This window comes from Brachybacterium sp. UMB0905 (assembly GCF_002871795.1).
Lineage (GTDB): Bacteria > Actinomycetota > Actinomycetes > Actinomycetales > Dermabacteraceae > Brachybacterium.
Map to the genome: position 1 here is coordinate 149,920 of NZ_PNHL01000003.1, position 20,798 is coordinate 170,717.

Sequence of the window (20,798 nt, forward strand, 5' to 3'; positions counted from 1 at the left end):
CTCGCGGGGCGGTAGCCCGCCGCCGCCGCGTTTTCCCTGTTTCCTTGCATCCGCGTGCCGGGTGTCCCGCGTCAGACTGTGTGGCAGAGTCCGTTAGTTGCGGGTCTTACCTGAAGGAGTCTGATCATCATGACCCGACCACCCGTCGTTGCAGTGGAGGAGAAGGTCCGTATCGTCCTGTCGATCCTGGCAGGCGAGGTGACTGTCGCAGAGGCTGCTCGCCGCGCGAAGGTCTCCGAGCAGTCCGTAGGTAACTGGAAACGACAATTCCTCGAAGGAGGGCGCTCTGGCGTAGCTGCCGGGAAATCGAAACCGAGCAGCCGCGAGAAACAGCTCGAGGAGGAGATAGCGGATCTCACCCAAGCGCTTGGCGAGGCTCACCTCGAAGCCCGCGTATGGAAGAAAAGTGCTGAGGGCCGCCTGGGCCCTTCGAGGACCTCGAGATGATCCGCCAGGAAGCGGGCATGTCGACCTCGAGGTTCTGCGAATTATTCGACATGCCCGAGCGGACCTGGCGTCGCTGGCAATCTCGCCACCGGGACGGTGAAAGCGTTCGCGGTCCGTGGCCCACGCCCGCACGCGATGCCGCCCATGACATGGTCATCGACATGGCGCAGCAACACCCCGCCTGGGGGCATCGGAAGATCTGGGCGATGACCAGATACGAGGGCGGGCAGGCCTTGGCGTCCACCGTCATGCGGATCATGCAGGACGCGAACCTCCTGCTGCCCACCAACTACCAGAAGCACCAACGCGACCTGGCAGGCGCCAGGAGAGCGGCGTTCGCCCAGACGCCCACCGGAGCGAACCAGGTGTGGCAGCTGGACTTCAGCGAGTTCGAAACCATTTCAGGGGGTGTGTGGCGCCTGGCGGGATGCCGCGACTACTGGAGCAAATACGAATACCCCTGGCATATCTCACCGACCGCCAATCAACACGACGCCATCGAAGCGGTCGAGCTTGCCCTTGCCGAGTATGAAGCACTGGCCGGAGCGGCACTCATCGACTCCTGCAACATGACACCCGATGGCGAGATTGAGCCATGTCTCACCATCGTCACTGAAAACGGTGGCCCGTTCCGCTCCTTCCGCTTCGAGCACTTCATCACGTCACATCCCGAATTGCGTCACGTGCGCACCCGCGTGAAGTCTCCCGGGCAGAACGGTTCACGAGAACGCGGATTCGGATCTCTTAAATACGAACGGCTCTACCGAGAAGAGATCCACGACGCCCTGGAGCTGACCCGCCACGCCGAGGAGTACCGGCTGGAGTACAACACGGTGCGGCCCCACGAGGCCATCGCCTGGAACCGGCCCCTGGACGTCCACCTCGGGCACGCCAGCCCCGACACCCCCAACTTTGCTGGCCCCACAATCCTGCCAACAACTTGACACGGGACAACGCCACCCAACCCAGCTCCCGAACCCGAAGAAACATCGAGGCTAGGCTTCATCGCCCCATTCCGTGGCGGCCGCTACACGACGCAGTGCCGGCGATGCCCAACAGATAATGGCCCCAGCCGCCAAGAAACCTGCAAAGGCTAGGGCAGCACCGAACTGGCCCAGAAACTCTACACCTACTCCGGCTAGTGCGGGACCAAGAGGCGCAGCCGCGGACCCTAATAATCCCGCTGCAGCACCCGCCCGACCTTGGTACTTATTGGGGATAGAGGCAACACTGTACGCCCCAAGCACGGCATTAAGGAAAGGAAACGGAAATACTACCACAGCGAATGCGGCCAGAGTAAGAATGACACTACCTGTTGAGAAGGAAACCCCGAGGGCTCCGATGGAAGATAGGGTCAGCGCTGTTGTCGCAATTGGATATGCGCGAATCTTCGAAGCAACCGACCCGGCAAAGAATGATCCGATAATAACACCAATGCCGGTCGCGGTCCCCAGTCCCCCGATCAAAGCGTACACAACACCCCTCTCTTGCCATGAAAATACGATCGTAGTGAAGAGCCCGCTGAACCCCAAGTTGCCTACCGTCACAGCCAGTATCAACGTAGGAAGGGCGGCAATTCCCCAGACAATCTTGAACCCTACCAACATGCCCGCCAGGCGACCCACCTGCTCGCCTTGCGGCTCCAGCTTTGAGCGTTTTTCCGATTCATCCCTCGTGGGATGCAGATCCTGAGGTATAAGCTTGATTGACACGATCGTGACAATATTCCCAAGCGCCGTAAGCGCAAATGGGATTGATTGCGAAAATGCAAACAGGAAGCCTCCCACAGGGGCGCCCGCGAGCGACGCTGCCGCATCTCGGCCCTCCTCTAGAGATGACGCGTAAGGAAAGAGCTGCGGGGGGAGTATGCTCTTTAGTATAGCGTTTACGGCTGCATTAGATATAGCGAGTGCGATGCCGGCGAAAACAAGCAGTGGGATCAGTGAAGCGGTATTGACCAGCCCTACCTCTAACCCTAGAGCTAATGCGCCATATGAAACCGCTGCGAGCGACGTCATTAAGTACACAATTTTACGGCGGTCGACAGTGTCAACGACCATGCCGGCCGGTACCCTTACAAGCAGGGCCGCTAGCGTTACTACACCTTGAATAATCCCAGCCATCATCGGGGATCCGGTGACCGCTAGAGCCAAGAGTGGAACGGTTATGACAGAAATTGCTCTGCCAAACTCAGTAAAACTGTCCCCGATAAACCATGGTACGTATCCTGGGACCTGTCGAAGATCACGTCGACCGTGGGAAGAATCTCGACGGTGAGATTCGCTATGGGTGGCCATCTTACCCCCGCTGAATCGGTTATCTCGCTCTATAGTGTAGTTCCTCCCCCTACTCCGACGTGGCGCGTAGACCACCCATCGGCGCAATCCGGTCAAGGCGCTCAGGCATGTTATATCTCCACGGAGGGCATGGAACGTTGCCATCAAACCATTGTTTGGGACAAGCTCCGCCACAGATTGGGAGAATGGGGCAACGGCGACATGTCGATACGCCACCGTTGATGCCAGCTTCGACCCAGTCGTCGTAGTCCCCGCGAGGCCGCGGCTTCTTAGGATCAAGGCTAAGTACATGACCAACGGAACGTTCCGGGTCTAGGCCCGGTGCGAGCGGCTGTTCGGTGCAAGTGAAGACGTGTCCCCGGGTGCCGATAACCTCCTTGTCCAGGTCTGTTGCGGTGCAGACAGCTCCAACAAGACTACGAGGGAAGAGGGAGAACCGGAAATGTAGTGTACGTGCATAGTCAAGAAGCACGAGCTGTTTTTCTGCAAACTCCTTCCGGTCAATCTTTCCAACCGCGGTGTCGGTGCCCCAATCGTAGACCGGAACGATGTTCAACGATACGGCTGGGGCGTTCAGCCCTCTGTCTGCGAGATCCTGCAGTAGGTCTTCGATAGAGTCGACGTTCCCCTCGTGTACATTCACCCGGACTGACAGGCGGAGATCCTTGAACTTGTTAATGTTAGAACAGATGTACGCCAGATTAGAAACGATTGATTGATAGTCAGTCCCCGGCTTAGAATTCTTCTGTGGGCGGCTTTGATCATGTATATTCTCGGGCCCATCAATTGTTACCTCGGCGAACCTGAGGTTAGCGTCGCCATACATGGTGTGTGCTATTTTTGGACTCAGCAAGAGGCCATTGGTGGGCATTTGAGACACCCATGTTAGATTCGCCTCAGCGGCAATTTCAGTGATTCGCCTGGATAGACGCAGGATAGAGCGAATTCCGAGGAGCGGCTCGCCGCCGAACCAGCTGACACGGAATTCAGTGGCTCCCGGGGATCGGCTTATGCGATGTTCGAGTCGACGTAACACCCTATCTTCTATCGGATTCGGCATATTCCCGGCAGAATGCTGCTGGCCACAGTACTCGCACCCAAGATTGCACTGCGATGTTGGCATGATCACCATCGATACCGTTTGGCTGTTGAGCCCTGCCTTGAGCTGGTTATCGAGTACTTCGCGTACCTCATGGTCTCGCTCATCATTAGTTAGGGGCCGTAACCCCGCATCGGCGAGGAATGCTTGCTCACGTAAGGTCAGGCGGTCATACTGGGCTCGGTTGATACATCCGGAGAGAAGCTCGGTGCTTACTGCCTTAAACGACTGAGTCTTGGTATTGTGGGCAATTCGGTACCGCACGCCATCTTGTTCAAATAGCGATTTGGACAGGATCGTGAACTGTGAATGCATAATGTCTGCCTTTCCGAACGGCGGTCCGACCATGGGAGGTCGACCCGCCTGGTTCAGAGGGTCAGGGGCGGCAGCCCGCGTTCAGGCAACTTTCATTGCCGGGGGCGAAGATGGTGTCTTCATCTTCAATCATGTTCTCCAGGTCGATCACTGCGGCACCTCCTCTCCGATGAGGACTTGACAACACTGGACTCTCGACAATAACAGCGCGTGATGTTAGTCACCAGTCAGTGGGCTTGCCCGCAAGTCGTTGACGGTTGATCAAGCTGCTTGGGCTTGATCTGCGTGTTCGGGACTGCCGCACGATCAGGTGACAGTTGGGCTGTCAGGCCGCGAGGCTCACGGCCGGGTTCATGACAGTCTCGTATTCGATGGGGGTCAATCGGCCCAGGCGGGCCTGTCGGCGACGGTGATAGGTCCGCTCGATCCAGGTAATGATCGCGATCCGCAGCTCCTCGCGGGTCCGCCAGCGCTTGCGGTCCAGGACGTTCTTCTGGAGCAGGGCGAAGAAGGACTCCATCGCGGCGTTGTCCCCGGCGGTACCGACTTGCCCCATCGATCCGATGAGGTGGTGACGGTTCAGGGCGTGCACGAACTTCCGTGATCGGAACTGAGATTCGCGGTCTGGATGCACGATGCACCCAGCGACGTCACCCCGGCGGGAAGTAGCGTTGTCCAGGGCATTCACGGCCAGACGCGCCTTCATCCGGTCGCTGATGGAGTAGCCGACGGTCCGGCCGGAGAATGCGTCCTTGATGGCGCAGAGGTAGAGCTTGCCCTCGCCCGTGGGGTGTTCGGAGGGGGCACCTCCCGCTGCGATGATGCGCGGAGCGCGCAGCGGGGGAATGTCGGTCAGCCACAGTTCGTTGACGTCATCAGCAGTGAAGTCCCGCCGCACGAGGTCATCGTGCACCGACGGGCGGGGCCGCTTGCCGTTCTTCCCACGCTTCTTTCCGAACGCGGACCAGCACTGGTTGTTCCGGCAGATCCGCCACGGGGTGCGCTTACACATGCGCTGACCAGCGTTCTGCGCTTCGCTGGCCAGGAGCCGGTAGCCGTACTCGGGGTCGTCGACGCGGGCGTCCAGCAGGGCGTTCGCCCGGTACGCCTCCACCAGCTCAGAGGTGGTGACCTGCTGGTGGCGCCAGCGGTAGTACGGCTAGCGGGGGAGCTTCAGGACCCGCAGGGACATCGTGATGGGGATGCCGTCGACGGCGATCTCACTCACGAGCGGGTAGTACCTTGCCCGGCAGGTTCGCCTGGGACAGGTAGGCGGCGCGGCGGAGTACCTCGTTCTCCTGCTGAAGCAGCCGGATCTGCTTGCGGGCCTCGCGCAGCTCGGTCGATTCCTCCCGGGTCCTGCCGGGGCGGTTGCCGTCGTCGATATCGGCGTGGCGGATTCATTTGTGCAGCGTCATCTCGTGGACGCCGAAGTCCTTCGCGATCTGCGCGATCGTGATGCCGTCCTCACGGGACCGGGCCACTCGCACGACGTCTTCGCGGAACTCCTGGGGGTAGGGAGCGGGGATGGTGCACATCCATCCAGGCCGCCCTACGGGCAAGCCAGATCAGATGTCACCTACCCGTGCAGCAGTCCCTGCGGCGGGTCAAACGGTTGGGGCAAGCTCCTGCTGGTCAGGAGGGATTGTTCGAGACGTATCGCTACCACTGCTTCATCACCAACTCGACTCTGACCACCGTGGAAGCAGATCGAACGCATCGTCATCACGCGGTGATCGAGCAAGTCATCGCGGAGCTGAAGGATAGACCCCTCGCGCACTTGCCCTCGGGGAAGTTCACCGCGAACCAGGCCTGGCTCAGCATCGCGGTGATGGCCTTCAATCTCTCGCGCGCTACCGCGCACGCTGCCGGGATGGCCAGAGCGCGGATCCCCACGATCCGCAAGCGGCTCATCAGTCTGCCTGGCCGGATCGCTCACCGCGCACGACGCCTCGTGCTACACCTGCCAGAAGCCCGGCCCTGGCAGCACCAGTGGACCCGGCTCTGGAACACCGCAACCAGCCCACCACCAGCAACAGCGTCCTGACCATCCTGCCGAAACGGCGCAACCGGAGACCCTGCAGTGGAAAAGCTGGTCCAGGCCAGCAGCCCCCTCACGCCCGCCACCCCGAGATCACCGATCCAAACACAACACCAAGCCAATCTCAGCCCCGATCAACACCATCGGTGGATCAGGGCTCAGGCGACCAGGGCCGACGGGGCGCCCCGTGGCCGGGACCGAAGGCCCGACGGCTCAGGCCGCGCAGGTCACTCGTCGGCCTCCTCCATCTTGCCGCGCATCACGAGCTTCGGGTCCGGGGTACTGACGACCTCGTGGTCCTTGTCCTCGTACTCGAACTGGGAGAGGAAGAAGCGCATGGCGTTGATGCGGGCGCGCTTCTTGTCGTTGGAGCGGATGATCGTCCACGGCGCGTACTTCTTGTCCGTGCGGCGGAACATCTCCTCCTTGGCCTCGGTGTATGCCTCCCAGCGGTCCAGGGACTCGAGGTCCATCGGGGAGAGCTTCCAGCGCCGCACCGGGTCCAGCTGGCGGATCGCGAAGCGGGTGCGCTGCTCCTTCTGGGAGACGGAGAACCAGAACTTCGTGACGTGGATGCCGGCGTCCACCAGCATGCGCTCGAAGTGCGGGACCTGGGTCATGAACGTCTCGTACTCATCCGGGGTCGCGAAGCCCATGACTCGCTCGACGCCGGCGCGGTTGTACCAGGAGCGGTCGAACAGCACCATCTCGCCCTCGGTGGGCAGGTGCTGGACGTAGCGCTGGAAGTACCACTGGCCGCGCTCACGGTCCGAGGGTTTGTTCAGGGCGACCACGCGGGCGGTGCGCGGGTTCAGGTGCTCGGTGAAGCGCTTGATGGTGCCGCCCTTGCCGGCCGCATCGCGCCCCTCGAAGATGATGATCGCCTTCTGGTCGTTGTCCTCGAGCCAGTACTGGAACTTCAGCAGCTCCACCTGCAGGCGGTACTTCTCCACCTCGTAGACGTCGCGGTCCATGCGCGTGTCATAGGGGTAGCCCTGCTGCCAGGTGTAGACGGGATTGCCCTGCGGGTCGATGAGATCCGGGTCCGGGGTGTGGCCGTCTTGGACGGAGTAGCCCTCTTCGCGCAGATGCTCGATGTACTCGCGCAGGCTCTGGTTGTCGGGGATCTTCACGGCCACTCCTTCGCTACGGCGTCGTATGCCTCAACTCTAGAGGCCGCGCGTGGCCGTCAGGTGAACAGAGGGCCCGACGCGACCGCGTGCCGCGGCCCCGCCTTGCCCGCCGCGGCCCGGCTTTTGCCCGCCGCGGCCCGGCCTTTGCTACCGCGGCCCGGCCTTTCCCGCAAATGTCAGCTTCCGAGGCATGTTGGCGACGAACATGCCTCGGAAGCTGACATTTGCGAGGGAGGGACCAGAGCCCGACGTCAGTGCGCGAAGTGGCGGGTGCCGGTGAAGTACAGCGTCACGCCCGCGTCCTGGCAGGCGGCGATGACCTCGCCGTCGCGGATCGAGCCGCCGGGCTGGACGATCGCCCGCACCCCGGCCTCGATGAGGATCGCGGGGCCGTCGGCGAAGGGAAAGAACGCATCCGATGCCGCGACCGCGCCGCGCGCCCGCTCCGGGGCAGCCTCACCCTCGGCGTGCTCGCCCAGGGTGTTGGCCCGTTCGACGGCCAGGCGGCAGGAGTCCAGGCGGTTGACCTGCCCCATGCCGATGCCGACGGCCGCACCGCCGGAGGCCAACAGGATCGCGTTGGACTTCACGGCCCGCACGGAGCGCCAGGCGAAGGCGAGGTCCGCGAGGGTCTGCGCATCGGCTGCCTCGCCCGCGGCGAGGGTCCAGGTGGCCGGATCATCGCCCGCAGCCTGTAGAGCATCGACGTCCTGCACGAGCGTCCCGCCCCAGATCTCGCGAATCTCCACGGCGCGGTCGTACGCACCGGAGAGCTGGAGAATCCGCAGGTTCTTCTTGCCGCGCAGGATCTCGAGCGCCTCTTCCGCGTAGCCGGGGGCGAGGATCACCTCGGTGAAAATCGGCTTGATCTGCTGGGCCATCTGTACGGTGACGGGCCGGTTCGCGGCGATCACCCCGCCGTAGGCCGAGAGCGGGTCGGTGGCGTGGGCGCGGGCATGCGCGAGGGCGATGTCCTCACCGTCGGCGCAGATCGCGACGCCGCAGGGGTTGTTGTGCTTGACCACGGCCACGCACGGCTCGGGGTGGTCGTAGGCGGCGCGCACGGCGGCGTCGGCGTCCACGTAGTTGTTGTAGCTCATCTCCTTGCCGCCCAGCTGCTCGGCGCCGGCCAGCCCGGGATCGTCGTCGTCGATGATGGCGACGCGGGCGCGCTGGTGGGGGTTCTCGCCGTAGCGGAGGGTGCGCATGCCGATCACGGCGGCGTCCTCATCGCTCATGTCCAGCACATGCGTGGGGCTGATCTCCTCGCCCCCGTCCTCCCAGTCCTCGTCCTCATCCGCGGCGGCGGGGTCGCTGAGGCTCAGCATCCAGTCGCTGATCGCCAGGTCGTACTCGGCGGTGCGGCTGAAGGCGGTGGTGGCGAGCTCCTGCCGCTCGGCGAGGGTGAAGCCCCCGGCCTCGGCGGCACGGCCGGCGAGCGCGTAGTCCTCGGGGTCGACGACGACGGCGAGGCTCGCGTGGTTCTTCGCGGCGGCGCGCACCATCGTCGGCCCACCCACATCGATCTTCTCGATGATCTCCGCGTCGGTGCCGCCAGCGGCGACGGTCTCCTCGAAGGGGTAGAGGTTCACGACGACGAGCTCAAAGGGGGCGATGTCGTGCTCGGCCAGCTGGGCACGGTGGTCCTCAAGCCGCTGGTCGGCGAGGATCCCGCCGTGGATGCGGGGATGGAGGGTCTTCACGCGGCCGTCGAGCATCTCGGGGAAGCCGGTGACCTCGGCGACGTCGGTCACAGGCACACCGGCCTCACGGATGGTGGCGGCGGTGGAGCCGGTGGAGACGATCTCCACGCCCTGGGCGTGGAGCGTGCGGGCGAGGTCCGCGATGCCGGTCTTGTCGAAGACGCTCAGCAGGGCGCGGCGGATCGGAAGGCGATCGGGCGTGGTCACAGGGGGCTCCTTGTCGAATCACAGGGATTGCACGGGCGGTGTCGGCTCGTGTGCTGCGGGCGGATGTCCTGCGCGGCACCCAGGCGGTCGATGCGCGCGCGTCACTCCCCGGTGGTCACCCACCTGCGCCAGTCGTGTGCGGCCATCGTAACGGGGCCGACGGGTGGGGTGCGTCGGCGCACCGGCAGCCGACGGTTCAGCGCGCGCCGGGTGGCTCAGCGCCCAGCGGTTGGTTCAGCGCACCGGCAGCCGACGGCCCAGCGCGCGCCGGGTGGTTCAGTGCGCGGCGGTGAGGCGGCGCACGACGTCCACGAGCATGGGCTGTTCGGCGGCTTTGATGCGCTCGTGCAGCGTCGCCTCGGTGTCGTCCTCGCGCACCTCGACGGGGACCTGGGCGAGGATCCGCCCGGTGTCCACGCCGGCGTCGACCTCGATGACGCTCGCGCCGGTGACCTTCACACCGTGGGCCAGGGCGTCGCGCACCCCGTGGGCGCCGGGGAAGGAGGGCAGCAGGGCGGGGTGGGTGTTGATGATCCGGCCGCCGAAGGCTTCGAGCAGCGGCGCGCCGACGAGCTTCATGAACCCGGCGAGGACCACGAGCTGCGGCTCATGCGCCACGACAGCAGCAGCGAGCGCGCGGTCCCAGGCGGCGCGGTCGGGATGGTCGGCCAGGCGCACCACCTGCGTGGGGATCGAGGCGGCGCGGGCGTGCTCGAGGCCGGCGGCATCGGTGTCGGCGAGCACGGCGACGACCTCGTAAGGGCAGCCAGCCTCGCGCGAGGCGTCCAGGAGGGCGGCGAGGGTGGAGCCGGTGCCGGAGATCAGAACGACGATGGGGGTGCGCTTCACCCCGTCAGGGTACGGGCTGAGCGGGGTGCGCCGCTGGTCATGAGGACGCATCCAGGCAGGCGCGGCACAATGGGTGGTGATGAACAGCGAACCCGATGCGAAGCGACCCGACGACACCTCCCTGACGCGCCAGCGCCGACTGCTGGGCGGGATGGTGATCGCCATGCTCAGCGCCTGGCTGCTGTCGCTGGCCTCTCTGCCCTGGAAGCTGCTGGCCGGAGCGGCGGCGCTCGTGGCGCTCGTGCTGCTGGTGATGCTCGTGGTGAGCGCCCTGCGCAACGGGCGGATCGGGACCGCCCTGTTCGCGGTGCTGCTGGGCATCCCGGCGACCCTGCTGATCATCGCGGGCACCGGCATGGGCATCGTGTTCTACGGGCCGATGTCCGAGTACGAGCAGTGTCTGGACACCGCGATCACCGAGCGGGCCCGCGCTGCCTGCAACGACCAGGCGCAGAACTCGATCATCGAGTGGTTCTCAGGAGTCTTCGGCGGCTGAGCGCTGATCCTCCGCGGGGGACTCCTCATCAGCTGACTCGGAATCCACGTCTGCGGTCGACCAGAGGTCCGCCTCGTCCTCGCCCGGGTTCGCTTCCACACCCGCGTCGTGCGTGTCCGCGGCGTCATCCGTGTCCGCACCGGCAGAGCCGGAAGCACTCCTCGCATCTGACTCGGCCGCACCGTCGGCCCCGTCACCGGCTGTTGCCGCCGTGCCCTGCTCCCGCGGGCTCTCGCCACGCTCTTCCTGCTCGGCGCGCTCCACGCGCTCGCGCAGGGAGTCGACCGCGCGGCGGGTCCAGGGGATCAGCGGCGTGCCGAGCACCCCGTAGACCGCCCCGGCGCCGAGCACGGCGATGCCCAGCAGCGGCAGCAGCATCGTGCCCACCTGCGGGCCGACGTGGGCCAGGCGGTCCTCGCCGATGCCGCCGCCGGACAGCCCCGCGATCAGCAGCAGCGCCACGACGATCACGAGCGGGTAGGCGATCCAGGCGGTGAGGCGGTCACGCTGCTCGAGCTCGGCGACATCCCGCACCAGGCGCGCCGCCCCGAGCCCCACCGCGATCGCGGGCAGCAGCATGAGCGCCCAGGCGGCGGCGGGGAACTCGCCGGGGCCGGGCAGGGCGCCGAGCATCGGCAGGGCCGGCAGCACGCCGGTCTGCGCGCCGTCCAGGGAGATCCCGGTGCCGGTGCCGACGCCGACGGTGCCGCCCACGAGCACGACGAGCGCCCAGATCGCCAGCAGCGGCAGCAGGGCCAGCTGCAGCAGCGCGAGCACGATGCCGCCGATGATCCCGGGCTGCAGCTGCTCGAACAGCGCGGCCTGCGCTGGCAGCGCCAGCAGGATGAGCACGAGCATCGTCGCGAGCCCCAGGCTGAGCAGCGTGGCCAGGGTGATGAGGGCCGCGCGGGCCACCTCGCCGTACGGGGAGGGCAGCAGGTCCAGCACTCGCACCCCGGGCAGCTCATCGGTGGGGTCTCGGCGCAGTGACCACAGCAGGCCGGTGAGCCCGCCGAGCACGGCGACCATCGCCCCGGAGACCAGCGCTGAGGGCACGAGCGGGGAGGTGTCCGCGGAGCGGCCCATCGCGGCGAGGACCGCCAGACCGCTCGCATAGGCGGTGGCGTAGGCGCCGAGCGCGACGCCGAGATCGCGCAGGGCTCCGTGGCGCAGCATCCCGTCGTCCCGGACCGGCACGAGCTTGCGTCCCACCCCGCGCAGTGTTCTCGCGGACAGGGCCAGCAGCAGGATCAGCAGGCCGATGGGGGTGAGGGTCACGGCGCCGTCCACCACCCCGGTGGTCAGCACGATCCCGCCGCCGTGCCCCAGGATCAGGACGTTCAGGGCGATGATGATCGCATCCAGCGCGGTGGCGGTCGAGGCGGTGCCGGCCACCTGCGCGGCGAGCGCGGGGACCACGACCACGGCGATCGCGATCCCCAGTGTGGTGAGGGCGGCGAGGAGTCCGCGGACCACGGGGGTGGCGATGCTCTGGGCGCTGTTGCTCACGCACTGCTCCTCGGTCCGGCTGGGGGTCGTGGGAAGTCGGCCCCCGCGCCCGTCAGAGGGGCGCCGGTCCATGGTCGCACCTTCCCGGGGCGCTCGAGCGCATTGCCGAGCAGGGCGCGCCTCACGCGGGCGGCGCCGCACCACCCCCGGCGCCGACGGGGTAGCGCATAATGGCCCGGATGTCCCCCTCCCCTGCCGCTCCCCGCGACCCCGCCGCCCAGCGAGTGGCCGATGCTGCCCTGACCGGGGGCGATGCTGCGCCGGGACAGGAACAGACGGGCGGCAGCGTGGTCCAGCTGCACGTGCGGACGGTGCGGATCGAGGAGCCGGTGGACCTGCTCGCGCATATCCCCGCGGATCTTTCCGCGGCGTGGATCCGGCACGGGCAGGGCATGGTGGCGCTCGGCTCAGCGTGGTCGGTCCGCACGACGGGTGAGCAGCGTTTCGCGGCCGCCCGCGCGGCGTTCACGCAGCTCGCGGCCCGTGCGCGGGTGGATGACGAGGTGCGTGCGCGGGCGAGCGGCCTCATTGCGCTGGGCAGCTTCTCCTATGCCGCGTCCTCGCCGCGGCCCTCCCGGCTCACGGTGCCGCAGGCGGTGCTGGGGGTGATCGAGGGCGAGGCATTCCTCACGGTGGTGGGCATCGAGGAGGAGCCGACGCTCCCGGACTCCTGGCAGGACCTGTTCCCCGCCGCCCCGGCCGAGGAGGAGAGCGACGACGCTGCGGCGCGCGCTGTCCCCACGGGCGCTGCCTCGTCAGGCACTGTCCCCTCGGGGGCTGTCCCCTCGGGCACGCCCCCGCCCGGCACTCCCCCGTCGGCCCACACCGGAGAGCTCACGCTTGAGCCCGCGCATACGCCCGCTGAGTATCAGCAGCTGGTGCGCGAGGCGATTGCGCGGATCCGGGACGGGCAGGCGCACAAGGTCGTGCTCTCCGAGCGGATCACCGCGACCAGTCCGCAGTCGCTCGACCCGGCGCTGCTCGTGACCCGCCTGGCGCGCGCCTACCCCTCCACCTGGGTGTATTTCCTCGATGACGTGGTGGGGGCGAGCCCCGAGATGCTTGCGCAGACGCAGGACGGGCGCGTGTTCTCCCGGGTGCTGGCCGGGTCCCGCCCGGTGGCCGATGACGGGGAGCTCGAGGAGGCGGATCGGCGGGCCTTCCGCACCGATGCGAAGGAGCGCTCCGAGCACCTGTACGCGGTGGAGTCGGTGACCTCCCGGCTGGAGGATCTGGCCGCGCAGCTCGAGGTCAGCCCGGAGCCGTTCGTGCTGCGTCTGCCGGGGCTCGAACACCTGGCCAGCGATGTGTCCGCGCAGCTGCGCGCGGGGGTGACGAGCCTGGATGTCGCCGCGCGGCTGCACCCCTCGGCCGCGGTCTCCGGCACCTCGCGGGAGCAGGCGGATCAGATCATCGCCGCGCTCGAACCGGCCGACCGCGGCGGCTACGCCTCCCCCGTCGGCTGGATGGATGCGCGCGGGGACGGGCAGTGGGCAATCGCGCTGCGGATGGCGCACCTGACCGGGGAACGCGAAGCGGTGCTGCAGGCCGGCGGCGGGCTCGTCGAGGCTTCGGACCCGGTCGCAGAGCATGCGGAGGTGCTCGCCAAGACACGCCCGATGCTGCGGGCGCTGCGCGGGGACCGCGCGGGCTGAAGCGGCGCGCTACCCCCGTCGGCCCGTGATCAGGTGGGGCGTTCTGCCAGGGTGACCTCGAGCATCACCACGTCGCCGTCGCGCACCAGCTGCAGTTCATGGGTGGAGCCGATGGGCATTCCGCGCACGAGGCCGGTGAGGGCGCCAGCGCCGTCCACCGGGATGCCGTCCATGCTGATCAGCAGATCGCCCTCCTGCACGCCGGCCTCGGCGGCGGGGCTGTCCGGTTCCACAGCCGCGACCTCCGCGCCGCGGTAGCCCACGCCCTCGCTCTCGCCGCTGCCATCGGAGCTGGTCACGCCGAGGAAGGCGTGGCGGGCGGTGCCGTCCTCCACGAGCTGTTCGCCGATCATGAGGGCGGTGTTGGAGGGGATCGCGAAGCCCAGGCCGATGCTGCCGGAGTGCCCGGACTGGTGCGGGATCGCGGCGATCGCGGTGTTGATGCCGATGACCTGCCCGGCGGCATCCACGAGCGGACCGCCGGAGTTGCCGGGGTTGATCGCGGCATCGGTCTGCAGGGCGGAGGTGTAGGCGGTGTCCGAGCCGTCGCCCTTCTCGCCGCTCGCGCTGACCGGCCGGTTCACGGCGGAGATGATGCCGGTGGTGACGGTGTTGCTGAGGCCCAGCGGGGTGCCGAGCGCCATCACCTCCTGGCCGACGACCACGGTCGAGGAGTCGGCGAACGTGGCGGGGGTCAGCTCGGCCGGCGGATCCTCGACCTGGATGACGGCGAGGTCGGTGCTGGGGTCGGTGCCGACGATCCGCGCCGGGTAGCTGCGGCCCTGGTTCGTGCTGATCGTGACATCGGTGCCGCCGGAGACGACGTGCTCATTCGTCAGCACATGCCCGTTGTCATCGAGCACCACGCCGGTGCCCTGGCTGGTGCCGTCCGGGCCGGCGACGAGGATCGCGACGGCGCTCGTGGAGACCTGCTGGGCGACATCGGCCCAGTCGGAGCCCTGCTGGCTCGCAGGCTGCACCACCGGGCCCGGAGCAGCGGGGTCAGCGCTCGCGGACGCGGACGGCTCCGCGCTCTCGGGCAGCAGCTGGTCGTAGGCGATGACCCCTCCCAGGGTGAGGCCGCTGGAGAGCAGCATCCCGGCGGTGACCAGGCTGATCGTGCCCAGCCAGCCGGGACCGCGACGGGGCTGGCGAGCCGGGGGTGGCGAGGTGGGAGCGGGAGGGGCCGTGGTGGGAGCGTGCCAGGCGGGCGGAGCAGCGCCCTGAGCAGGTAGCGCCGGGGTGGCGGCCTCCCTGGGGTTGTCCTGCGGAGCTGTCATGCTCCTTATCTCAACAGAGTCGGCTGTGCCGGGGACGGGTTCTGGCTGGTCTTCTCCTGAACGACCAGCACGCGCAGGCCCTTGGCGGGCTCGTCCAGCTGGTCGGGCAGCTGCTCGGCGGTGGTGCGCACGGGCTGGGCGCCGAGGGCGCGGGCCGCGACAGCGATATCGGCGCCATGCGGCGTGGTGAAGAAGCGGCGCAGCAGCTCCGGCGGGGCGGCGGCGTGCTCAAGGCCCGAGAAGATACGGCCACCACCATCGTCCATGACGATCACGTCCAGGTCAGGGCGGGGTTCGTCGGGGCCGATGAGCAGGCCGGTGAGGTCATGCAGCGCCGTGAGGTCCCCGAGCAGGACGCGGGTGCGGCCAGGGATCTCGGGGGCGGCGCTGGAGTCGGGGTGGCCGGGGGTGTCGGGGTGGGCGAAGGCTCGCGCGAGGGCGATCCCGCCGGCGCCGGCGATGGTGCCGTCGATCCCGGCGAGACCCCGGTTCGCGATGACGCGCGCGGGCGTGGCCCCGGCGTGCTGCTCGAGGTCGCGGACGAGGGAGGAGGAGCCGAGGACCAGGGTGTCCTGGGCGGTGGCGCTGTGCCAGACAGCGAGAGCGGCGCGGACCTGCCAGGGCAGGTCGGCGGGATCGGCGGCGAGAGCGCGGCCGCGGTCCTGCCAGGCGGTGAGGTGCTCTGTGCGTTCGGTGTGTTCGGTGGCGTTCGCGGGGGCGGCGGTCGCAGCGGAGACGACGAGCGCGGCCGTGCGGGAGGCGTCGTTCCAGGTGGGGTGCGGATCCACGACGATGACCTCGACGTCCGGGGCTGCGAGCAGGCCCCCGAGCACGGGGCGAGAGAGCGTCGGGTGCCCGAAGACGATCGCGCGGCGGGGCCGCAACGGATCGACGGGGCCCTGTTCCTGGGCCGCCATGATCTCGGCGAGGAGGCGCGGGTAGGCGGGGACCAGCTGGGCGCCGTCGCCGCCGCGGGCCCCGGAGCTCGGCTCGGCCAGCAGCGGCAGGTGATGCTCGGCCGCGAAGGCCCGGGCGGCATCCCCGGCATCGTCCCCGGCCACGACGACGGTGCGGGCGTCCACGGGGATCTCCACGGGCTGGGCGGGGCCGATGGGGATGCGCCGCGTGACGGTGATCGGGGAGGAGGGGCCCGTGGTGCCGCCTGCGGGGTCGCGTCCGGGGTCGGCCGGAGGTACGCCCGCCCCGTCGGCCGTGGGGATCCGTCCGCCCGTCGGCACCAGGGGATCACGGAACCCAAGGTTCAGGTGCACCGGGCCGGGGTGCTCGCCGGTCGCGGCGGCGACGGCGCGGGCGGCCTCATTCGCGATAGTGCGCAGCTCAGCGGGGGTCGCCTCGGCGGCGGTCGGGGCGGGCAGATCCACGCGATGGCGCACGAAGGGAGCGAACAGCTCGGTCTGGGCGGTGGTCTGGTTCGCGCCGGTGCCACGCAGCTCCGCAGGACGGTCCGCGGTGAGGACGAGCAGCGGGATGCGGGAGTGGTGGGCCTCCATGACGGCAGCCAGCAGGTGCGCGGTGGCGGTGCCGGAGGTGGTCGCCACAGCCGCGGGGTGCGCCCGGTCGGCGCGGGAGAGGCCGAGGGCGGTGAACGCGGCGGCACGTTCATCGATCCGTACGTGAGCGGTCAGCGGATGTTTCCGACCAGGGTCGGCGAGGGCATAGACCAGGGGCGCGGAACGGGAGCCGGGCGCGAGGACGGCATGGCGCACCCCGAGCGCGGCGAGCGTCCGCCACAGCACGACCGCCGCATCCACCGCCCCGGAGCCGGTGGCGACCGGGGTCACGGACAGCGGCTGTGGGGCGGAGCGGTGCGGGTCCGGCATGGTGGCCAGGGTAGTGGGAATTGAAGCGTCCGGGGTTTTGTTCCGATCTATTTCCTCAAGGAGAATCGGAACATACCCCAGAAGTACAGTCCTGAGTTCAAGGCCCGAGCCCTGGAACTCATCAAAGAGCGCATCCGTACCGAGCAGTGCTCCGGCTGGGTCGCCTGCACCGCCGTGGGCGAAGCCCTCGGTGGCATCTCGCCCCACACGCTGCGGAACTGGTGGAAGCAGGGACGTATCGATCGTGGCGAAGCCCCAGGCCTCAGCACCGCTGAGGCCGAGGAGATCACGAAGCTGCGCAAGGAGAACCTCGAGCTGCGCCGCGCGAACGAGATCCTGCGCAAGGCTTCAGCTTTTTCGCCGCGGAACTCGACCGCCCCACGACGAGATGATCCGGTTCATCGACGAGCACCGTGATCAGTTCGGGGTCGAGGCCATCTGCCGCGTGCTCAGCGCGACAGAATGTGGGTTCATCACCTCCCGCGGCTACCGGGCCGCCAAGGCGCGTCCAGCCTCTGCCAGGACGCTGCGGGATGAAGTGCTCCTGCCGGAGATCCGACGGATCTACAGCGAGAACTACAGCGTCTACGGGGTGCGGAAGATGCACCACGCGATGCGCCGCGCCGGCTGGGACGTGGCCGTGACCAGGTCGCCCGCCTCATGCGAGCAGCTGACCTGCAGGGAGTGAGGCGTGGCCGCAAACCAGTCACCACACGACCTGCCCAGGTGCCCGATGCCCGCCCGGACCTCGTCGAACGCCGCTTCACTGCGGAGCAGCCGAACCGCCTGTGGGTCGCTGACATTACCTACGTGCGGATCCTCGCCGGGTTCTGCTACGTCGCGTTCATCACTGATGTGTGCACCCGCAAGATCGTCGGCTGGGCCGTCTCTGTGACCCTCCACACCTACGGCCTGCCGCTCCTGGCGCTAGAGCACGCACTGCTGACCAGCGGCGCAGTCCGCAGCGAGAACGGCTTGATCCATCACAGCGATCGAGGAGCCCACTATGTCTCGCTGGCCTACTCCGATGCGCTGATCACTGCCGGGGTCACCGCTTCGGTCGGATCCGTCGGCGATTCGTACGATAACGCGCTGGCCGAGACCGTGAACGGCCTGTTCAAGGCCGAGCTGATCCACTCCCAGCGGATCTGGGAGTCCACCGAGACCGTCGAGATCGCCGCCATGGGCTGGGTCCACTGGTGGAACAACGACCGCCTCCACGAAGCTCTCGGCTACCGCACCCCCGCAGAAGTCGAAGCGTCCTACACTCACACCACGACGACCGCGCCAGCGACCGTCTAACCACGGAACAAAACCCAGGGCGCTTCAGTGGTAGCCTCTCTGAAGCCGAGCTGAATGTTGAACAGTTCGTTCACAGTTCACTTCAGATCTCGACCACCAGTCACTCCAGACCTCGAGGAGGGGTCCCCCTTGGCCAACGAGCAGACGCGCTCGATCGATCGCAGAACCATCACTGCCGGCATCGCCTGGGCCGTCCCGGCCGTGGCCACCGCCGTCGCTGCCCCGGCCTATGCGGTCAGCCCCTCGAACTGCACGCCGAAGATCGAGGCATACGCGGACCTCACCTATGACTGGGGCAAGAACAACTCCCGCGACACCACGCAGGTGTTCGATTTCGTCGGCACGTGGATGAACGTCATGAACATCCCCGCGGACGCCGAGATCGTCAGCATGACCCAGTCGTTCATCTTCATGGCCCGCGATGACTCGGTGAACGAGGGCCGGGGGCCGGGCTTCTACGACCTCGGCAACTCCCACGTCAAGGATTCCAAGAATCAGTGCAACTCCAGCTACCAGAACATCACCGGGTGCCGATGGACGGCGGCTGGGACCACCCGGAGCCAAACCGACATCAGCTTCTACCAGCTCGCGAAGGAGCCCATCGCGAAGGTGTGGAATCCGGCCAACGGTGCCACGGGGGCCATGACCCGCAACTGGTTCGACTACGACTTCAGCCAGTACGCCACCGCCTTCAAGAACAACTACCCCAACTACACGGGCACGTTCGGGGTCAGCAAGGCGTGGGAGTTCACCTACACGGCCGCCACGCGGAACGGCGTCGTGCCGGCCTCCCTGCTGCCCGCCCCGACCTACAACTCGGACCGCACGTGCAAGAGCTACCTCTTCGCGACGGGCGTGACAGACGGTAAGCACCCGCACACCTACGTCCCGCAGAGTGCCGGCGGCGGTGCCACCCCGAGGCTGACCTACCACGCGACCGCCAAGGGCCTGACCAATATGTCCACCCAGTTCGCGGCCGCCGCCGTCTCCGTCCGCAAGGTCACCTATCGGCTGCCCAGCGGCCAGACGCAGACCATCACGCGTCAGGCACCGTTCTACATCAACTGAATCCCTGTGGCATCTTCTTCGCCCGCCCCGGCTTCCTGCCGGGGCGGGCGGTGTCCTATCCGCGCCGGCCACGGCCCGCCTGCTACTTCCCGGCCGCACGGGGTCCTCGTGCCAGGCCGCTCGTGGACGTCTGGGCCTCGCTCTACGTGGAGCGGGACAGCCAGAAGGGCATCATCATCGGCAAGATGGGTGCGCGCCTGCGCAAGATCGGGCAGGACGCCCGCGCCGGCATCGAAAGGATGCTCGGAACTCCCGTCTACTTGGATCTGAGGGTCAACGTGGCGCGGGACTGGCAGCGGGACCCCAAACACCTGCATCGGCTCGGAATGTAGGGGCTGTCCCTATGTTCCGAGTCAAGCCGCGAGAGCGGCCGGCTCGGGGGTAGGGGCGGTGGTCGGTGGCTGGTAGTAGGTGCCGTCGCGGAGCATCGCGAAGATGACGTTGCAGCGGCGGCGGGCCAGGGAGATCACGGCGGCGTTGTGGCGCTTACCTTCAGCGCGTTTGCGATCGTAGTAGGCCTTGGAGATCGGGTCGTGGTTCGAGGCGACCCAGGCTGAATAGAACAGCGCGTTCTTCAGTCGTTTGTTGCCCGCTCTGGCGGGGAATTCTCCGTGGATCGAGGTGCCGGATCTTCGCGTGACCGGCGCGATCCCGGCATACGCCGCCAGATGTCCTGGGGTCTCGAAAGCGGAGGCGTCGCCGATGGCCATGAGGATCTGGGCGGCGGTCTGGGGGCACCTCCCGCGCGGAGCGTGGGGGAATGCCGATCCCCGGCGTGCTCATCAAGACCCCTGCGAGAGGGAAGTCCTCCAGCATGGCCTCGACCTCCCTCGCCACCACTGCCCGCTGCTCCTTCAGTTCCTTCACTTGACCAGCGACTCTAGGAATCACGAGCTCCACTGCCGCGGTCGCTGGCACGATGACGGTCTGCTCCGCGAGCGCTGTGAAGATCTGGTCGATCAGCGCTTCGGGATCGCGGCGCGAATGAGAACGGGCGAAACGCAGGACCCTGGCCCGATCTGCGGTCTTGCGCCCGGTGGGGCCGACGAACTTCTCCAGCAGGTCCAGCACGAGCCCGGTAGCAAGACTGCCGCCGGCGAAGACGCGCTCGAGCGCGGGATGGATCTGAGTCAGCAGCGATCGGATCCGGTTCAGTGCCCGGGTGGTCTCGTGGGCGAGGTCCTCGTCAAAGCCCGCGAGGACCTTGAGCGCGGAGAGGACTTCGTTGTCTCGGTCGACCTGGCGAAGCGTGTGGGGCTTGTCGAACAGCTTGTTCCCCTCCGGGTCGAGTGCGCACGCGTGGTGAGCTGTCTTCCCGACGTCGAGCCCTACGACGACCATGAATCGTGTGTTCATGATGCTGTCCTTCCTTGGAGCATCATCGCTGGTCGCAGTCATGACACCCGATGCCGGCACCCACGTTACAAAGAGACCTCAGCAGTGCTGGGCCGTGTCCCTATCAGCGGTCAACGCGTGTCTCTCGACCGGGCGGCAACACCCCCCGGACCATGGATGGCAGGGCAACAAAGCCATACCCGGCCGAGCGACCAGACCCC

14 protein-coding genes, 4 pseudogenes and 1 other annotated feature are annotated in these 20,798 nt (G+C 67.3%); of the genes and pseudogenes, 8 read left to right on the forward strand and 10 right to left on the reverse strand.

Going from position 1 to position 20,798, the window contains the following annotated elements:
• Window positions 1-129 precede the first annotated feature (129 nt).
• A complete protein-coding gene (locus CJ197_RS03685) occupies window positions 130-447 on the forward strand; it encodes a transposase (protein ID WP_102235402.1) in 318 nt (105 codons plus the stop codon).
• Window positions 444-1,391, forward strand: a complete 948-nt coding sequence (locus tag CJ197_RS03690) for an integrase core domain-containing protein (RefSeq protein ID WP_102235403.1) — start codon at window positions 444-446, stop codon at window positions 1,389-1,391. Before CJ197_RS03685 ends, CJ197_RS03690 begins: the two co-directional genes overlap by 4 nt.
• Window positions 1,392-1,442: 51 nt before the next feature.
• On the opposite strand, the gene CJ197_RS03695 is transcribed toward CJ197_RS03690, so the two are convergent.
• The 3 genes and pseudogenes from CJ197_RS03695 to CJ197_RS03705 all read right to left on the reverse strand — a co-directional run bounded on the left by CJ197_RS03695 (window position 1,443) and on the right by CJ197_RS03705 (window position 5,687).
• A complete protein-coding gene (locus tag CJ197_RS03695; RefSeq protein ID WP_158239357.1) occupies window positions 1,443-2,744 on the reverse strand; it encodes an MFS transporter in 1,302 nt (433 codons plus the stop codon).
• 49 nt (window positions 2,745-2,793) lie between these two features.
• Entirely contained in the window at window positions 2,794-4,158 is a 1,365-nt protein-coding gene (locus CJ197_RS03700; RefSeq protein WP_158239358.1) for a radical SAM protein, read from the reverse strand.
• 325 nt (window positions 4,159-4,483) lie between these two features.
• Window positions 4,484-5,687, reverse strand: a pseudogene (locus tag CJ197_RS03705) (IS3 family transposase).
• 56 nt (window positions 5,688-5,743) lie between these two features.
• On the opposite strand from CJ197_RS03705, the gene CJ197_RS03710 reads away from it, so the two are divergent.
• A complete protein-coding gene (locus CJ197_RS03710) occupies window positions 5,744-6,205 on the forward strand; it encodes a transposase (RefSeq protein WP_158239359.1) in 462 nt (153 codons plus the stop codon).
• 221 nt (window positions 6,206-6,426) lie between these two features.
• Here the strand turns inward: CJ197_RS03710 and ppk2 are convergent, their stop codons facing one another.
• From ppk2 to purN, 3 genes are all read right to left on the reverse strand, one after another.
• Window positions 6,427-7,332 (reverse strand): polyphosphate kinase 2, encoded by a 906-nt coding sequence (ppk2, locus tag CJ197_RS03715; RefSeq protein ID WP_102235407.1) that lies wholly within the window; start codon window positions 7,330-7,332, stop codon window positions 6,427-6,429.
• 251 nt (window positions 7,333-7,583) lie between these two features.
• On the reverse strand, window positions 7,584-9,242 hold the full coding sequence (gene purH, locus CJ197_RS03720; RefSeq protein ID WP_102235408.1) for a bifunctional phosphoribosylaminoimidazolecarboxamide formyltransferase/IMP cyclohydrolase: 1,659 nt from the start codon (window positions 9,240-9,242) through the stop codon (window positions 7,584-7,586).
• Window positions 9,243-9,518: 276 nt separating this feature from the next.
• Window positions 9,519-10,091, reverse strand: coding sequence for a phosphoribosylglycinamide formyltransferase (gene purN / locus CJ197_RS03725; RefSeq protein ID WP_233190633.1), 573 nt, complete (start codon window positions 10,089-10,091; stop codon window positions 9,519-9,521).
• 79 nt (window positions 10,092-10,170) lie between these two features.
• Between purN and CJ197_RS03730 the strand changes: the two genes are divergently transcribed.
• Complete coding sequence (locus CJ197_RS03730; protein WP_102235410.1) at window positions 10,171-10,587, forward strand: hypothetical protein; 417 nt, start codon at window positions 10,171-10,173, stop codon at window positions 10,585-10,587.
• Here CJ197_RS03730 and CJ197_RS03735 read toward each other — a convergent pair.
• Window positions 10,567-12,096 (reverse strand): DUF6350 family protein, encoded by a 1,530-nt coding sequence (locus CJ197_RS03735; protein ID WP_102235411.1) that lies wholly within the window; start codon window positions 12,094-12,096, stop codon window positions 10,567-10,569. The two genes, CJ197_RS03730 and CJ197_RS03735, sit on opposite strands and share 21 nt — an antisense overlap.
• Window positions 12,097-12,275: 179 nt before the next feature.
• Here CJ197_RS03735 and CJ197_RS03740 point away from each other — a divergent pair, with 179 nt between their 5' ends.
• Window positions 12,276-13,751 carry an isochorismate synthase MenF gene (locus CJ197_RS03740; protein WP_158239360.1) on the forward strand — a complete coding sequence of 492 codons (1,476 nt, stop codon included), beginning with the start codon at window positions 12,276-12,278 and terminating at the stop codon, window positions 13,749-13,751.
• Between the two features lie 29 nt (window positions 13,752-13,780).
• Here the strand turns inward: CJ197_RS03740 and CJ197_RS03745 are convergent, their stop codons facing one another.
• Window positions 13,781-15,031, reverse strand: a complete 1,251-nt coding sequence (locus CJ197_RS03745) for a S1C family serine protease (protein ID WP_102235412.1) — start codon at window positions 15,029-15,031, stop codon at window positions 13,781-13,783.
• Between the two features lie 5 nt (window positions 15,032-15,036).
• Window positions 15,037-16,872 (reverse strand): 2-succinyl-5-enolpyruvyl-6-hydroxy-3-cyclohexene-1-carboxylic-acid synthase, encoded by a 1,836-nt coding sequence (gene menD / locus CJ197_RS03750; protein ID WP_102235413.1) that lies wholly within the window; start codon window positions 16,870-16,872, stop codon window positions 15,037-15,039.
• A gap of 72 nt (window positions 16,873-16,944) precedes the next feature.
• Here menD and CJ197_RS03755 point away from each other — a divergent pair.
• From CJ197_RS03755 to CJ197_RS15490, 3 genes and pseudogenes are all read left to right on the forward strand, one after another.
• Window positions 16,945-18,174 (forward strand): annotated as a pseudogene (locus CJ197_RS03755) (IS3 family transposase).
• Window positions 17,223-17,318, forward strand: a sequence feature (AL1L pseudoknot). It overlaps the preceding pseudogene by 96 nt.
• Window positions 18,175-18,303: 129 nt before the next feature.
• Window positions 18,304-19,242 carry a hypothetical protein gene (locus CJ197_RS03760; protein ID WP_102235414.1) on the forward strand — a complete coding sequence of 313 codons (939 nt, stop codon included), beginning with the start codon at window positions 18,304-18,306 and terminating at the stop codon, window positions 19,240-19,242.
• Between the two features lie 110 nt (window positions 19,243-19,352).
• A pseudogene (locus tag CJ197_RS15490) lies at window positions 19,353-19,574 on the forward strand (KH domain-containing protein); the annotation flags it as partial.
• Window positions 19,575-19,595: 21 nt separating this feature from the next.
• Here CJ197_RS15490 and CJ197_RS03770 read toward each other — a convergent pair.
• Window positions 19,596-20,598 (reverse strand): annotated as a pseudogene (locus CJ197_RS03770) (transposase).
• Window positions 20,599-20,798: the final 200 nt, after the last annotated feature.

Coding starts and splice junctions, on each gene's coding strand:
- CJ197_RS03685 (WP_102235402.1), top strand. CDS start 130: ATGACCCGACCACCCGTCGTTGCAGTGGAGGAGAAGGTCCGTATCGTC.
- CJ197_RS03690 (WP_102235403.1), top strand. CDS start 444: ATGATCCGCCAGGAAGCGGGCATGTCGACCTCGAGGTTCTGCGAATTA.
- CJ197_RS03695 (WP_158239357.1), bottom strand. CDS start 2,744: ATGGCCACCCATAGCGAATCTCACCGTCGAGATTCTTCCCACGGTCGA.
- CJ197_RS03700 (WP_158239358.1), bottom strand. CDS start 4,158: ATGCATTCACAGTTCACGATCCTGTCCAAATCGCTATTTGAACAAGAT.
- CJ197_RS03730 (WP_102235410.1), top strand. CDS start 10,171: ATGAACAGCGAACCCGATGCGAAGCGACCCGACGACACCTCCCTGACG.
- CJ197_RS03740 (WP_158239360.1), top strand. CDS start 12,276: ATGTCCCCCTCCCCTGCCGCTCCCCGCGACCCCGCCGCCCAGCGAGTG.
- CJ197_RS03745 (WP_102235412.1), bottom strand. CDS start 15,031: ATGACAGCTCCGCAGGACAACCCCAGGGAGGCCGCCACCCCGGCGCTA.
- menD (WP_102235413.1), bottom strand. CDS start 16,872: ATGCCGGACCCGCACCGCTCCGCCCCACAGCCGCTGTCCGTGACCCCG.